This is a genomic window from Rhodococcus sp. P3_B8 (assembly GCF_056402775.1).
The window spans coordinates 21,761-35,917 of record NZ_JBFUGT010000030.1 but is presented as its reverse complement, the minus strand read 5'-3'; the positions used below and the strand labels follow the sequence as shown (position 1 = coordinate 35,917).

Here is a 14,157-nt window from a genome sequence, read left to right as displayed (position 1 = left end):
AGGGCCGGGTGGATTCCGGCATGCTTGTGGCCATGACTGTTCACGTTCCTCAGTACGTCGACCTCCTCTGGCCAGCGCTTCAGGCTGCCATTGCTCTCGGTGGTTCGGCGTCCAACGAGGAACTCGACAGCGCCGTCGTTGAGCGAGAAGGACTTTCGTCCGACGTGCAGGGGGTGCTGCACGGTGACGGTCCGAGCACCGAGATCGAGTACCGCTTGGCGTGGGCCCGCACCTACCTCAAGGGGATGGGTCTGCTCACGAACAGCCGGCGCGGGGTGTGGAGCGTGACGGAGAAGGGCCGCGAGGTCGCCGAGAGCGAGATCCGCCCCCTGCACGCCGAGTTCTCCGCCGAGAACCGCAAGAAGAATGCTGCCCGCAAATCGGCGAAGGCGGCGTCCCGACGCAACGACGAACCGGATGCCAACATCGCCGAGGCCGAGAACGACGCCGACTGGAAGGACCTCCTGCTCGACACGGTCCTGAAGATGTCGCCGCCCGCGTTCGAGCGGCTGACCCAGCGGTTGCTGCGGGAGGCCGGGTTCTCGAGCGCATCCGTCACCGGTCGCGGCGGCGACGGGGACATCGAGGGACTCGGCGTGTACCAGTTGTCGCTGCTCAGTTTCCCCGTGTTCTTCCAGTGCAAGCGCTACAGCGGCAGCGTCGGGGCGGGTGCGGTGCGCGATTTCCGCGGCGCGATGGCGGGCCGCGGCGAGAAGGGCCTGCTCATCACCACCGGAACCTTCACCGGTGACGCCCGCACGGAGTCCAAGAGGGACGGTGCGCCGCCGATCGACCTCATCGACGGCGACCGGCTGTGCGACCTGTTGAAGGAGCATTCACTGGGTGTCCAGACCACCACGCGTCTCGTCGAGGACGTCGAGGTCAGGTCCGATTATTTCCACTCGCTGGAGCCGAAATGACGAGCGCCGGGTCACCTACCCGGCGCCCGGACACTCTTTCCCGTTGCGGTATGGCCACGAAGCGATCACGCAGGCCCTGAAGCGGTGCCGACAGCGTCTTCTCGYGTGTAAAGAGGAGGTTAAATACACATGTCGCTGACGTGAAAGACGATCGAGGGAAGTCGTAATGACGACCACGGCGCCGTGGCCGTTGAAGGGCCACAGGGCACGGCCGCCCGCCGGGATGCTCGCGGACCGTCGCTTCGGGATGCTCGTCGACCAGTTCTTCCGACTTTTCCACGACAGCAGCCAGGGCGGCGGCGCGCTGGCCGTCTATCTCCACGGTGAACCGGTCGTCGACGTGTGGGCAGGATGGGCCAGCCGCGACACGTTCTGGCAGGACGACACCGTCACCCTCACGTTCTCCACCGGCAAGGGTGTCGCGTCCACCGTGCTGCACCGTCTCGCGGGACGCGGGATCGTCGACTACGACACGCCGGTGGCGCAGTACTGGCCCGAGTTCGCCGCCGAGGGCAAGGACGAGATCACGGTGCGCGAACTGCTGTCGCATCGCGCCGGGCTGCACCGGGTACGCGGGCTCGTGCCCGGACCGCTGAGTCTGATGGACCATTCCCTGGTCAGCGCCGCACTGGCCGCGGCAACCCCGGATCAGCGGCGGCTGAAGGTCCCCGGCTATCACGCGGTGACGTTCGGTTCGCTCGTCGCCGAACTGACGTCCCGCGCGGCCGGGAAACCCTTCACGGAACTGGTCCGCACCGAGGTCGCCGAACCGCTCGGGGTGAAGGAGTTCTGGTACGAGGTGCCGCCGGCCGAGCGTGCCCGGATCGCGAGGACCTTCCCGCACATCAACCCGTTCGGCGTTCCGTGGGGTGCCACGTCGTTCGCGATGTCGCGGCTGCCCGGTCTGCGCAACGTGGCCGACGCCGGCATGCCCGCCGGATTCGATGCCCTCGTCCGCAACCCCGCGATCCACGACAGCGTGATGCCCGGGTGGAACGGCGTGTTCAGCGCCCGCGCGCTGGCGCGGATGTACGGGGCGCTGGCGAACGGCGGAACCGTCGGCGGTGGGGAGTTCCTCCCACCGGACGTCGTGGCGCAGCTGAGTCAGGTGCAGACGACGGCCCGCGACTACGTCCTGGGCATTCCGATGAACTGGCGGCTCGGCTACCACGCGGGGATGGTGGCACGCCGCAGGCAGCCGTCGAATACTTTCGGGCACTACGGGTTGGGTGGGTCGGGTGCGTTCGCCGACGCCGACTCCGGGCTGTCGATCGCCTTCGTCACCAACCGGCTCGGCAACATGCTGACCCCCATCGCAGATCTCCGCCTGCCGAAGCTCGGCTCGACGGCGCTCGCCATCGCCGAGAAGCTGTAGCCGGGCGGCTCGCGCCGCCGGTGGAACCAATTCGATGTCGACGCGCCGTTTTTCGATCGACGCGAGCCGCCGGTCTGGAGGGCGGGGTACCGGTAGCATCGGGTCCGTGACCGACGCGACCGCCCACACCAGCCGTCCTGATCGGTTGCGTGTCCTCGTCTACAGCGACGATGCGAACACCCGCCAGAAGGTCGTTCTGGCGCTGGGGACGCGTCCGCACCCCGACCTTCCGGAGTTGGAGTACGTCGAGGTGGCGACCGCAGCCGTGGTGATCCGGCAGATGGATGCCGGCGGTATCGACCTTGCCGTCCTCGATGGGGAAGCGGTGCCCGCGGGCGGGATGGGGATCGCGAAGCAGTTGAAGGACGAGATCGACGACTGCCCCCCGATCCTGGTCCTGACCGGCCGCCCGGACGACGCCTGGCTGGCCACCTGGTCGCGGGCCGAGGCCGCGGTGCCGCACCCGCTCGACCCGATCCGGTTGTCCGAAGCGGTCATAGCGCTGCTGCGCACCCGCCTCTCAGCTTAGGCTCGCCTGACTCCGTTTCCCGCCGCGTGAAGGTGCATCGAGCGCCTGTGCCGCAGGGGTTTTCCGTGCTTCGAGATCGCCTGGAACTCGCACGGTCAAATCGACCGGGCTCGACGACTTCCCTTGTACGCTGTGGCATAACTCACAAGAGCGTAGCTTCGGAAACGACCGTCCGGGAATCGGGCGGACAGGCTCGGGAAGAGGGGAGCTGAGACGGCGTGAATGTCTATGTGCCGATCCTCGTGCTCGGGGCGATTGCGGTCGCGTTCGCGGTCTTCTCCGTGATCGTGGCGAGGATCGTCGGTCCGAGGCGCTACAACCGTGCCAAGCTCGACGCCTACGAGTGCGGCATCGAGCCGACACTCTCGCCTCTGGGTGCCGGCCGCATCCCGGTGAAGTATTACCTGACGGCCATGCTCTTCATCATTTTCGACATCGAGATCGTGTTCCTCTATCCGTGGGCAGTTCACTTCGATGCTCTCGGCTTCTTCGGTCTCGGGGCCATGGCCCTGTTCATCTTCAACGTCTCCGTCGCCTACGCGTACGAGTGGCGGCGTGGCGGTCTCAGTTGGGACTGATCGGTCCCGTCAGCGATCCAAAAGCTAAGTCGGAAGAGAAGAGTCGGATATGGGCATCGAGGAGAAGCTGCCGAGCGGCTTCCTGCTGACCACGGTCGAGGGGCTCGCGGGTTATGTCCGCAAGGGCTCGCTGTGGCCGGCGAGTTTCGGGCTCGCCTGCTGCGCGATCGAGATGATGGCCACCGCAGGCGGACGCTTCGACATCGCCCGTTTCGGCATGGAGGCGTTCCGGGCGTCGCCGCGGCAGGCGGACCTGATGATCGTGGCGGGCCGGGTGAGCCAGAAGATGGCGCCGGTGCTGCGGCAGATCTACGACCAGATGGTGGAGCCGAAGTGGGTGCTGGCGATGGGCGTCTGCGCGTCGTCGGGCGGCATGTTCAACAACTACGCGATCGTGCAGGGCGTCGATCACATCGTGCCGGTGGACATCTATCTGCCGGGGTGCCCGCCGCGGCCGGAGATGTTGCTGAACGCGATCCTCACCTTGCACGAGAAGATCCAGCAGATGCCGCTCGGCGTTCATCGCGAGGAGGTGGCGCGGGCGGCGGAGCAGGCGGCGCTGGCCGCCACCCCCACCATCCAGATGAAGGGCCTCCTGAGATGACCGGCGCGGAAACGAGGGAGCGAAGCGAACCGGGCAGGTTGGAGCCGGGCCGTGGTTCGAGGGAGCGAAGCGAACCGAGCGGTTGGTGCCGGGGCCGTGCGGTCTGGACTGAGGAGCGAGGGAGCGTAGCGAGTGAGTGACGAAGGAAGACCGCACGACCAAGCCCCGGCACCCGCGAGCAAAGCGAGCCATGTCCCAGAACAGATCGGTGTGCGCAAGGGACTGTTCGGGGTGCGGGGTAGTGGGGATACGTCGGGGTATGGGCGGTTGGTGCGTCCGGTGTTGTTGCCGGGGAGTACGCCGCGGCCGTATGGCGGGTATTTCGACGAGGTCGCGGATGGGCTGGGGGCGGCGTTGGCGGACTCGGGTGTGGGTTTCGAGGTGGCGATCGAGTCGGTTGTGGTGTTTCGGGGTGAGGTGACGTTCGGTGTGCGGCGGGAGTTTTTGCCGTTGGTGGCGCGGGCATTGCGTGATGAGCCGGATCTGCGGTTCGAGATGTGTCTGGGTGTGAATGGTGTGCATTTCCCGCAGGATGCGGGCCGGGAGTTGCATGCGGTGTATCCGTTGTTGTCGATCACGCACAATCGTCGGATTCGTTTGGAGGTGGCGGCACCGGATGCGGATCCGCACATCCCGTCGTTGTACGAGGTGTATCCGACGAATGATTGGCACGAGCGGGAGACGTACGACTTCTTCGGGATCGTGTTCGATGGTCATCCGTCGTTGACCCGGATCGAGATGCCGGATGACTGGCCGGGTCATCCGCAGCGGAAGGACTATCCGCTCGGCGGCATTCCCGTCGAGTACAAGGGCGCGGAGATCGCGCCGCCGGACGAGCGGCGGGGGTACAACTGATGAGCGAGGACACGGTTTTCACTGTCGCCGGTCAGGACTGGGACGAGGTCGTCGATGCGGTGAAGGCGTCGTCGGGTGATGCGGGTTCGGAGGGCGCCGAGGAGCGGATCGTCGTCAATATGGGTCCGCAGCATCCGTCGACGCACGGGGTGTTGCGGCTCATCTTGGAGATCGAGGGTGAGACGGTCACGGAGGCCCGGTGCGGTATCGGTTATCTGCATACGGGGATCGAGAAGAACCTCGAGTACCGGACGTGGACGCAGGGCGTGACGTTCGTGACGCGGATGGATTACCTGTCGCCGTTCTTCAACGAGACGGCGTATTGCCTCGGTGTGGAGAAGTTGCTGGACATCACGGATGAGGTGCCGGAGCGGGCGAGTGTCATCCGGGTGATGTTGATGGAGCTCAACCGCATCTCCTCGCATCTGGTGGCGTTGGCCACGGGTGGTATGGAGTTGGGGGCGGTCACGGCGATGTTGTTCGGTTTCCGGGAACGTGAGCTGGTTCTGGACGTGTTCGAGATGATCACGGGTCTCCGCATGAATCATGCGTATATCCGGCCGGGCGGGTTGTCGCAGGATCTGCCGGAGGGTGCGGTGGAGAAGGTGCGCGAGTTGCTCGCGTTGATGCCGGAACGGCTGCGAGACATGGAGAATCTGCTCAACGACAACCGCATCTGGAAGGGGCGTACTCAGGGTATCGGGTATCTCGATCTCACGGGGTGCATGGCGCTCGGTATCACGGGTCCGATGCTGCGGGCGACGGGTCTGCCGCACGATCTGCGGAGGTCGCAGCCGTATTGCGGTTACGAGAATTACGAGTTCGACGTCAGTACCGATACGGGGTGTGACGCGTACGGCCGCTATTTGATCCGGGTCGACGAGATGAAGGAGTCGCTGAAGATCGTCGAGCAGTGCCTCGACAAGTTGCGACCGGGCCCGATCATGGTGGAGGACGAGAAGATCGCGTGGCCGGCGGATCTGACGTTGGGTCCCGACGGTCTGGGTAATTCGCCCGGGCACGTCCGCGAGATCATGGACTCTTCGATGGAGTCGCTGATTCATCACTTCAAGTTGGTGACGGAGGGTTTCCGGGTGCCGCCGGGGCAGGTGTATGTGGCGGTGGAGTCGCCGCGGGGTGAGCTCGGTGTGCACATGGTGAGCGACGGCGGCACCCGCCCGTTCCGGGTGCATTTCCGGGATCCGTCGTTCACGAACCTGCAGTCGGTGGCGGCTACGTGTGAGGGCGGCATGGTTGCGGATGTCATTGCGGCGGTTGCGAGCATCGATCCGGTGATGGGGGGCGTGGACCGATGAGGCCCCTGCCAAGGAGCTCGGTGGGTGGGCCGTGTGGTCTGGATCGAGGAGCGAGGGAGCGCAGCGAGTGAGTATCGAGGGAAGAGCGCACGACCAAGCCCAGGGACCCGCGAGCGTAGCGAGCCGAAGCGCACAAGTCTTCATCGAGTTCGGACCCCGGCCGGAGGAGAACGGGCTGTTGGTGCGGCCGGGTGCGCGTGAGGAGTATCCGCCGGAGGTCGGTGCGCGGCTGGACGCCGATGCCGACGTCGTCATCGGGCGTTACCCGAATTCGCGGTCCGCGCTGCTGCCGCTGCTGCATCTGGTGCAGGCGGAGGACGGGTGTATAACGCCGGCGGGGATCGAGTTCTGTGCCGGCCGGCTCGGGTTGACCGGCGCGGAGGTGGCTGCGGTGGCGACCTTCTATTCGATGTACCGGCGCGACCCGACGGGCGACTACTACGTCGGAGTGTGCACCAACACGTTGTGCGCGATCATGGGCGGCGACGCGATCCTCGCCGCGCTGGAGGAGCATCTCGACCTGCCGCACGGTGGCACGTCCGAGGACGGCAAGGTGACGCTGGAGCACATCGAGTGCAATGCGGCGTGCGATTACGCCCCGGTGGTGATGGTCAACTGGGAGTTCTTCGACAATCAGACCCCGGAGTCGGCTCGATCACTCGTCGATTCCCTGCGGTCGGGGGAGCGGGTGTCGCCGAGCCGCGGTGCGGCGCTGTGCACGTTCCGGGAGACGGCCCGCATTCTCGCCGGGTTCCCCGACGAGCGTCCCGGCGCGTCGGCAGAGGGCGGCACCGCGGGCGACGCCACACTGGCCGGCCTGCGTGTGGCGCACGAACGGGGCATGACGGCGCCGGATCCGGCGGAGACGTCGCTGATCCCGGAGCCGTCGTCGCGGAACACCGAGCCGGTGGCGGCGGAATCGGCGAAGGACCAGCCGGCGCCTGCCCCGTCCGCGACGGTGCCTGCGGAGCGGTCCACCTCGGAGACGGATCCGGCGGCCACCGACCCGGGTCGAAAGGGAGACTGACATGCCGCTGACCCCTGTCCTGAGCCGCTACTGGGACGAGCCCGAGTCGTGGACCCTCGACACGTACCGTCGCCACGACGGGTACGAGGGCCTGCAGAAGGCGCTGCGCATGGACCCGGACGAGGTCATCTCGACCGTCAAGGAGGCCGGACTGCGGGGTCGTGGTGGTGCCGGGTTCCCGACCGGGATGAAATGGTCGTTCATCCCGCAGGGCGACGACAAGCCGCACTACCTCGTGGTCAACGCCGACGAGTCGGAACCCGGCACCTGCAAGGACATGCCGCTCATGCTGGCGACGCCGCACGCGCTCGTCGAGGGCGTCATCATCGCGGCGTACGCGATCCGCGCAGGGCATGCCTTCATCTATGTGCGCGGTGAGGTGGTGCCGGTGCTGCGCCGGCTGCAGGCCGCGGTTGCGGAGGCGTATGCGGCGGGCTACCTCGGCACGAACATTCTGGGCAGCGGTTTCGACCTCGAACTGGTCGTGCACGCGGGTGCGGGGGCGTACATCTGCGGGGAGGAGACGGCGCTGCTCGATTCGCTGGAGGGTCGCCGCGGTCAGCCTCGGTTGCGTCCGCCGTTCCCCGCGGTGGCCGGTCTCTACGCGTCACCGACCGTCGTCAACAACGTCGAGTCGATTGCGAGCGTCCCGCCGATCATCGTGAACGGCATCGAGTGGTTCCGGTCGATGGGCAGCGAGAAGTCGCCCGGCTTCACCCTGTATTCCCTGTCCGGGCACGTGAYGAAGCCCGGACAGTACGAGGCCCCGCTCGGAATCACCCTGCGGGAGTTGCTCGAGTACGCGGGTGGAGTCCGCGCCGGGCACCGGTTGAAGTTCTGGACTCCGGGCGGTTCCTCGACACCGATCTTCACCGACGAGCACCTCGACGTCGCCCTCGACTACGAGGGTGTGGGGGCCGCCGGGTCGATGTTGGGCACCAAGGCTTTGCAGATCTTCGACGAGACCACGTGCGTGGTGCGTGCCGTGCTGCGCTGGACCGAGTTTTATGCGCACGAGTCTTGTGGCAAGTGCACGCCCTGCCGGGAAGGCACCTATTGGCTGGTGCAGATCCTGGAGCGGCTCGAGCGAGGGGAGGGGACCGACGCCGATCTGGAGAAGCTGCTCGACATCGCCGACAACATTCTCGGCAAGTCGTTCTGCGCTCTCGGTGACGGTGCGGCCAGCCCGATCATGTCTTCCATCAAGTACTTCCGCGACGAGTACCTCGCACACTTCGAGCAGGGCGGCTGCCCGTTCGACCCGTATCAGTCCACGCTCATGGCGGGAGTACATGCATGAAGCCAGCRAGCGTAGCGAGCGATGTTACGGCGCGGAGGCCGCGCGTTCTGGACCGAGGAGCGAGGGAGCGCAGCGAATGAGCGACGAGGGAAGGGCGGGCGTGAAAGCCCCCGTGCCCGCGAGCGGAGCGAGCCCTGACGCAGTGAGCGTTGTCATCGACGGTGTCGAGGTCAGTGTTCCCAAGGGCACGTTGGTGATTCGTGCCGCGGAGATGATCGGCATTCAGATCCCGCGGTTTTGCGACCACCCGCTGCTCGATCCGGTCGGCGCCTGCCGTCAGTGCCTCGTCGACGTGGAGGGGCAGCGTAAGCCGCTCGCTTCCTGCACCACGACCGTCACCGACGRCATGGTCGTCCACACCCAGCTCACGTCGCCCGTCGCCGACAAGGCGCAGAAGGGTGTGATGGAGTTGCTGCTGATCAACCATCCCCTGGACTGCCCGGTGTGCGACAAGGGCGGCGAATGCCCGCTGCAGAATCAGGCGATGTCCAACGGGCGCGCGGAGTCGCGCTTCGGGGAGGTCAAACGCACGTTTCCCAAACCGATTCCGCTGTCCACGGAGGTCCTGCTGGACCGCGAGCGGTGTGTGTTGTGCGCGCGGTGTACCCGGTTCTCGCAGCAGGTCGCCGGCGACCCGTTCATCGAACTCATGGAACGGGGCGCGCTGCAGCAGGTCGGGATCTACGCGAAGGAACCGTTCGAGTCGTACTTCTCCGGCAACACCGTCCAGATCTGCCCGGTGGGTGCGCTGACGGGTTCGGCGTACCGGTTCCGGGCCCGCCCGTTCGACCTGGTCTCCAGCCCCAGCGTCTGCGAGCACTGCGCGAGCGGGTGCGCCCAGCGCACCGATCACCGGCGGGGGAAGGTGCTGCGCCGGTTGGCGGGCGACGATCCCGAGGTCAACGAGGAGTGGAATTGCGACAAGGGGCGGTGGGCGTTCGCCTACGCCACCGAGCGCGACCGGATCACCGCCCCGTTGGTCCGCGGCGACGACGGCACGCTGGCACCCGCCTCCTGGTCCGAGGCCCTGGCCGTCGCGGCGCGGGGATTGGCCGCCGCGCGGGGCAACGCGGGTGTTCTGGTCGGGGGCCGGTCGACATGGGAGGACGCCTACGCCTACGCGAAGTTCGCGCGAACAGCGCTCGGCACCAACGACATCGACTTCCGCAGTCGCGCGCACTCCGGCGAGGAGGCCGAGTTCCTGGCCGCCCGGGTGGCGGGGCAGCGACTCGCGGTCACATACGACGATCTCGACGCCGCTCCGGTCGTCCTTCTCGCCGCGTTCGAGCCGGAGGAGGAATCACCGATCGTCTTCCTCCGCCTGCGCAAGGCCGCGCGGGCGAAGGCCGTTCCGGTCTACTCGATCGCGCCGTACACATCCCGTGGCCTGGAGAAGACGTCCGGCCGGCTGCTCCGGTCCGCGCCGAATGCGGAGGCGGAGGTCCTCGACGGACTCCGCACGGGTGATCTGGACTCCGGTGTCACCGAGCTGCTGCGCAGGCCGGGTGCGGTCATCGTGGTCGGGGAACGACTCGCCGGGGTGCCGGGGGCCCTGTCTGCAGCGGTCCGGCTGGCCGACGAGACCGGGGCCCGGCTGGCCTGGGTGCCGCGACGGGCCGGCGAACGCGGTGCGCTCGAGGCGGGCGCGCTGCCCGGACTGCTCCCGGGTGGCAGACCGGTGGACGATCCGGAGGCGCGGCGCCAGGTCGCGTCGATGTGGAACGTCGCAGATCTGCCGGAGACGGCAGGCCGGGATACCGCGGGCATCCTCGCCGCGGCCGAGGCGAAGACGCTGGGGGCGCTCCTGATCGGCGGTGTCGAGGCCGACGATCTCCCCGACCCGCAGGCCGCGTTGGCCGCCGTCGAGGCGGCAGGTTTCGTGGTGAGCCTGGAACTGCGGCACAGTGCGATCAGCGAGCGCGCGGACGTGGTGTTCCCCATCGCACCGGTCATGGAGAAGCCGGGCACCTTCCTCGACTGGGAAGGGCGCGCACGCGATTTCGACGCCGCCCTCCGCGCCACCGGGTCGATGCCCGATCAGCGAGTCCTCCACGCGATCGCCGGCGAAATGGGTGTTCCGCTGGGTCTTCCGGACGCCGCGACCGCACGGCGCGAACTGGAGAGGCTCGGCGCCTGGGACGGTGACTTCCCGGATCCGCCCGGCCACCCGCAACCGCCGCGGCGGGAACCCGGGCCGGGGGAGGCGGTGCTCGCCACCTGGCGGATGCTGCTCGATTCGGGACGACTGCAGGACGGGGAACCGCACCTGGCGGGCACTGCCCGGACGCCGGTCGTGCGGATGTCCGCGGCCTCGGCGGCCGAGTCGGGTGCCGGTGACGGAGATCCGGTCACCGTGACGACGGAACGGGGCGCCGTCACCCTGCCGTTGGTGATCACCGACATGCCGGATCGAGTGGTGTGGCTGCCGCTCAACTCGCCCGGATCGGCTGTCTACCCGCAACTGGCTGCCCGGGCGGGGGACGTCGTGAACGTCCGCCGGGCGGCCGGCACCAACGGGATGGTTCCGGGAGGTCCGCTGTGACGATCGAGGGCGTCTACCCCGACCCGGCGCTGTTCGGGCACGACCCGTGGTGGCTGGTGCTCGGCAAGGCCCTGGCCATCTTCGTGTTCCTCGTCCTCACACCGCTTCTGACGATCCTGGCCGAACGCAAGGTCATGGCGTGGATGCAGATGCGCGTCGGCCCGAACCGGGTGGGCCCGCGGGGAATGTTGCAGAGTCTCGCCGACGGCATCAAGCTCGCGCTGAAGGAGGGGATCGTCCCGAAGGGTGTGGACAAGCCGATCTACATCCTGGCGCCGGTCATCGCCGCGGTACCTGCGTTCATGGCGTTCGCCGTGATCCCGTTCGGCCCGGCGGTGTCGATCTTCGGGCACTACACGCCACTACAGCTGACGGACCTCCCGGTGGCCGTCCTCTACGTCCTCGCGGCCACGTCGATCGGCGTCTACGGCATCGTCCTCGCCGGCTGGGCGTCCGGCTCCACGTACCCGTTGCTGGGARGGCTGCGCTCGACGGCGCAGGTGATCTCGTACGAGATCGCGATGGCGTTGTCGTTCGCGGCCGTCTTCCTGGACGCCGGAACGATGTCCACGTCGGGCATCGTCGCCGCCCAGGAACACACCTGGTACGTCTTCCTGCTGCTGCCGTCGTTCCTCATCTACGTCACGTCGATGGTCGGCGAGACCAACCGGGCGCCGTTCGACCTGCCCGAGGCCGAAGGCGAACTGGTCGGCGGGTTCCACACCGAGTACTCCTCGCTGAGCTTCGCGATGTTCATGCTCGCCGAGTATGTGAACATGGTGACGGTCTCGGCGCTCGCCACCACGCTGTTCGTCGGCGGCTGGCACGCCCCGTTCCCGCTGAGCCTGTGGGACGGCGCGAATTCCGGGTGGTGGCCGGTGCTGTGGTTCACGCTGAAGGTCTGGGGCTTCCTGTTCGTGTTCGTCTGGCTGCGCGCCACGCTGCCCAGGCTGCGGTACGACCAATTCATGGGTCTCGGCTGGAAGATCCTCATCCCGATCTCGCTGGTGTGGGTCATGATCGTCGCCACCGTCCGGGCCTTCCGCAACGAGGGGTACGACGCCCGGACGATCGCGCTCGTCGTCGCGGGCCTCGTCGTGGCCCTCGTCGTGGTGGTGCTGTTGTGGAAGCGGCTGCGCCCGGGTCGCGTTCGCGCAGCCGAGAAGCCGGTCGAGCCGCGCGGACGCGCCGAACTGTCCCCGGAGACACTCGAACCGTTCGACCCCATGGCCGGTGGATACCCGGTTCCTCCGATGCCGGGTCAGACGCTGCCTGCGTTCCGGCGCACGCCCGTCTCCGTCACCGGCGCGCACTCCACCGGATCGACCCAGGAGAACAGCGATGACTAAATTCCTCGGCCCCATAGCGGGTTTCGGCGTGACCTTCTCGACGATGTTCAAGAAATCGAACACCGAGTTCTACCCGGAGGAGAAGGTGCCGACGGCGGCCCGCTACCACGGCAGGCACCAGCTCAACCGTTACGCGGACGGGTTGGAGAAGTGCATCGGGTGCGAACTGTGTGCCTGGGCGTGCCCCGCCGACGCCATCTACGTGGAGGGCGCCGACAACACGGACGAGGAACGCTTCTCGCCCGGCGAGCGGTACGGCCAGGTGTATCAGATCAACTACCTGCGCTGCATCGGGTGCGGGCTGTGCATCGAGGCGTGCCCGACGCGGGCGCTGACCATGACCAACGAGTACGAGATGGCCGACGACAACCGGGCCGGCCTGATCTACGAGAAGGATCGGCTGCTGGCCCCGCTCGAGCCCGGCATGGTCGAGTCGCCGCACCCGATGGCCCCGGGCACCACCGCCGAGGACTATTACCGCGGCACGGTGACCGGGGGAGCGGCGGCTGCGGCTCAGGACGAGTCCGAGGTCGAGGACACGGCGGGGGACAGGCCGTGATCGCGGGAGGAGAGCCGACGTGGTGAACACGATGCCGTCCGCGGTCCAACTGGTCGCGGAACCCTTCACCCAGACCTCGACGGGCGAGGGTGTGCAGTTCTGGGTCCTCGCGACCGTGGCGGTGATCGGCGCGCTCGGGGTGGTCAGCGCAACCAAGGCCGTCTACTCGGCGATCTTCCTCGCGACGACCATGATCATCCTGGCCGTGTTCTACATCGCCCAGGGCGCGCTCTTCCTCGGTGTCGTACAGATCGTGGTGTATACCGGGGCGGTCATGATGCTGTTCCTGTTCGTGCTCATGCTCATCGGTGTCGATTCCTCCGAATCCCTCGTCGAGAACCTCCGCGGTCAGCGGGTGGCCGCGATCGCGGCGGGGCTGGGATTCGGACTCCTGCTGATCGGCGGCATCGGCAGTGCGTCCGTCTCCGCGTTCACCGGTCTCGATCAGGCCAACGCGGGAGGCAACGTCGAGGGGCTGGCCGAACTCGTGTTCGTCCGGTACGTGTGGGCTTTCGAACTCACCGGCGCGTTGCTGATCACCGCGACCATCGGTGCGATGGTGCTGGCCCACCGGGAGCGTTTCGAGCGGCGGAAGGACCAGCGCGAGCTGTCCCAGGACCGCGTCCGCGAGGGGGCCCGGGTCACACCGCTGCCCAGTCCGGGTGTGTACGCGCGGCACAACGCGGTCGACATACCGGCGTTGCTGCCCGACGGCACATTCTCCGAGCTGTCCGTCAGCCGATCGCTCGAACGGCGGCCGAGCCTGCCCGCGCGGGCGCTGGGCACCGCGGACGTCGCGACTCCCGAACCCGGTGCGACAGACGAGGAGGGTCGGCGATGAACCCCGAGAACTATCTCTACCTGTCGGCGCTGCTGTTCACGATCGGTGCGGCCGGGGTGCTGATCCGGCGCAACGCGATCATCGTGTTCATGTGCATCGAACTGATGCTCAACGCCTCGAATCTGGCGTTCGTGACGTTCGCCCGGATGCACGGCAACCTCGACGGTCAGGTCTTCGCGTTCTTCACGATGGTCGTCGCGGCCGCCGAGGTCGTGGTCGGTCTGGCGATCATCATGACCATATTCCGTTCCCGCCGTTCGGCTTCCGTCGACGACGCCAACCTCCTCAAGAACTGACGGGTCCCCGATGACGCACATCCTCGAGAAGGTGACTTTGCCCGACGACGACGCCCCGATCGGCGG

General features: G+C 67.4%; 14 protein-coding genes. All 14 read left to right on the top strand.

The window, feature by feature from the left end:
• Positions 1–20 precede the first annotated feature (20 nt).
• The 14 genes from AC1D1G_RS14040 (at position 21) to nuoK (ending at position 14,091) form a co-directional block, all read left to right on the top strand.
• A complete protein-coding gene (locus AC1D1G_RS14040) occupies positions 21–920 on the top strand; it encodes a restriction endonuclease (protein ID WP_005253670.1) in 900 nt (299 codons plus the stop codon).
• 166 nt (positions 921–1,086) lie between these two features.
• A complete protein-coding gene (locus tag AC1D1G_RS14035) occupies positions 1,087–2,295 on the top strand; it encodes a serine hydrolase domain-containing protein (RefSeq protein WP_280781583.1) in 1,209 nt (402 codons plus the stop codon).
• A 106-nt stretch (positions 2,296–2,401) separates the two neighbouring features.
• Positions 2,402–2,824 (top strand): Rv3143 family two-component system response regulator, encoded by a 423-nt coding sequence (locus AC1D1G_RS14030; protein ID WP_283352419.1) that lies wholly within the window; start codon positions 2,402–2,404, stop codon positions 2,822–2,824.
• Positions 2,825–3,042: 218 nt separating this feature from the next.
• Positions 3,043–3,402 (top strand): NADH-quinone oxidoreductase subunit A, encoded by a 360-nt coding sequence (locus AC1D1G_RS14025; protein ID WP_005239104.1) that lies wholly within the window; start codon positions 3,043–3,045, stop codon positions 3,400–3,402.
• A gap of 49 nt (positions 3,403–3,451) precedes the next feature.
• Entirely contained in the window at positions 3,452–4,006 is a 555-nt protein-coding gene (locus AC1D1G_RS14020; protein WP_005239105.1) for a NuoB/complex I 20 kDa subunit family protein, read from the top strand.
• A gap of 132 nt (positions 4,007–4,138) precedes the next feature.
• On the top strand, positions 4,139–4,861 hold the full coding sequence (locus AC1D1G_RS14015) for an NADH-quinone oxidoreductase subunit C (RefSeq protein ID WP_411194572.1): 723 nt from the start codon (positions 4,139–4,141) through the stop codon (positions 4,859–4,861).
• A complete protein-coding gene (gene nuoD, locus AC1D1G_RS14010) occupies positions 4,861–6,177 on the top strand; it encodes an NADH dehydrogenase (quinone) subunit D (protein WP_477952548.1) in 1,317 nt (438 codons plus the stop codon). Before AC1D1G_RS14015 ends, nuoD begins: the two co-directional genes overlap by 1 nt.
• Positions 6,178–6,244: 67 nt before the next feature.
• The gene (gene nuoE, locus AC1D1G_RS14005; protein ID WP_418342157.1) at positions 6,245–7,204 is read left to right on the top strand and encodes an NADH-quinone oxidoreductase subunit NuoE; all 960 of its coding nucleotides are present in this window, start codon (positions 6,245–6,247) and stop codon (positions 7,202–7,204) included.
• A gap of 1 nt (position 7,205) precedes the next feature.
• Entirely contained in the window at positions 7,206–8,504 is a 1,299-nt protein-coding gene (nuoF, locus tag AC1D1G_RS14000; RefSeq protein ID WP_477952546.1) for an NADH-quinone oxidoreductase subunit NuoF, read from the top strand.
• 76 nt (positions 8,505–8,580) lie between these two features.
• Positions 8,581–11,046 (top strand): NADH-quinone oxidoreductase subunit G, encoded by a 2,466-nt coding sequence (locus tag AC1D1G_RS13995; protein ID WP_477952545.1) that lies wholly within the window; start codon positions 8,581–8,583, stop codon positions 11,044–11,046.
• Positions 11,043–12,395 (top strand): NADH-quinone oxidoreductase subunit NuoH, encoded by a 1,353-nt coding sequence (nuoH, locus tag AC1D1G_RS13990; protein WP_477952544.1) that lies wholly within the window; start codon positions 11,043–11,045, stop codon positions 12,393–12,395. The genes AC1D1G_RS13995 and nuoH overlap by 4 nt, the downstream gene beginning before the upstream one ends.
• The gene (gene nuoI / locus AC1D1G_RS13985) at positions 12,388–12,954 is read left to right on the top strand and encodes an NADH-quinone oxidoreductase subunit NuoI (protein WP_164061114.1); all 567 of its coding nucleotides are present in this window, start codon (positions 12,388–12,390) and stop codon (positions 12,952–12,954) included. Before nuoH ends, nuoI begins: the two co-directional genes overlap by 8 nt.
• A 31-nt stretch (positions 12,955–12,985) precedes the next feature.
• Positions 12,986–13,795: an NADH-quinone oxidoreductase subunit J gene (locus AC1D1G_RS13980; protein WP_198602243.1), complete on the top strand. Its 810-nt coding sequence runs from the start codon at positions 12,986–12,988 to the stop codon at positions 13,793–13,795.
• Complete coding sequence (nuoK, locus tag AC1D1G_RS13975) at positions 13,792–14,091, top strand: NADH-quinone oxidoreductase subunit NuoK (RefSeq protein ID WP_005239116.1); 300 nt, start codon at positions 13,792–13,794, stop codon at positions 14,089–14,091. Before AC1D1G_RS13980 ends, nuoK begins: the two co-directional genes overlap by 4 nt.
• Positions 14,092–14,157 lie beyond the last annotated feature (66 nt).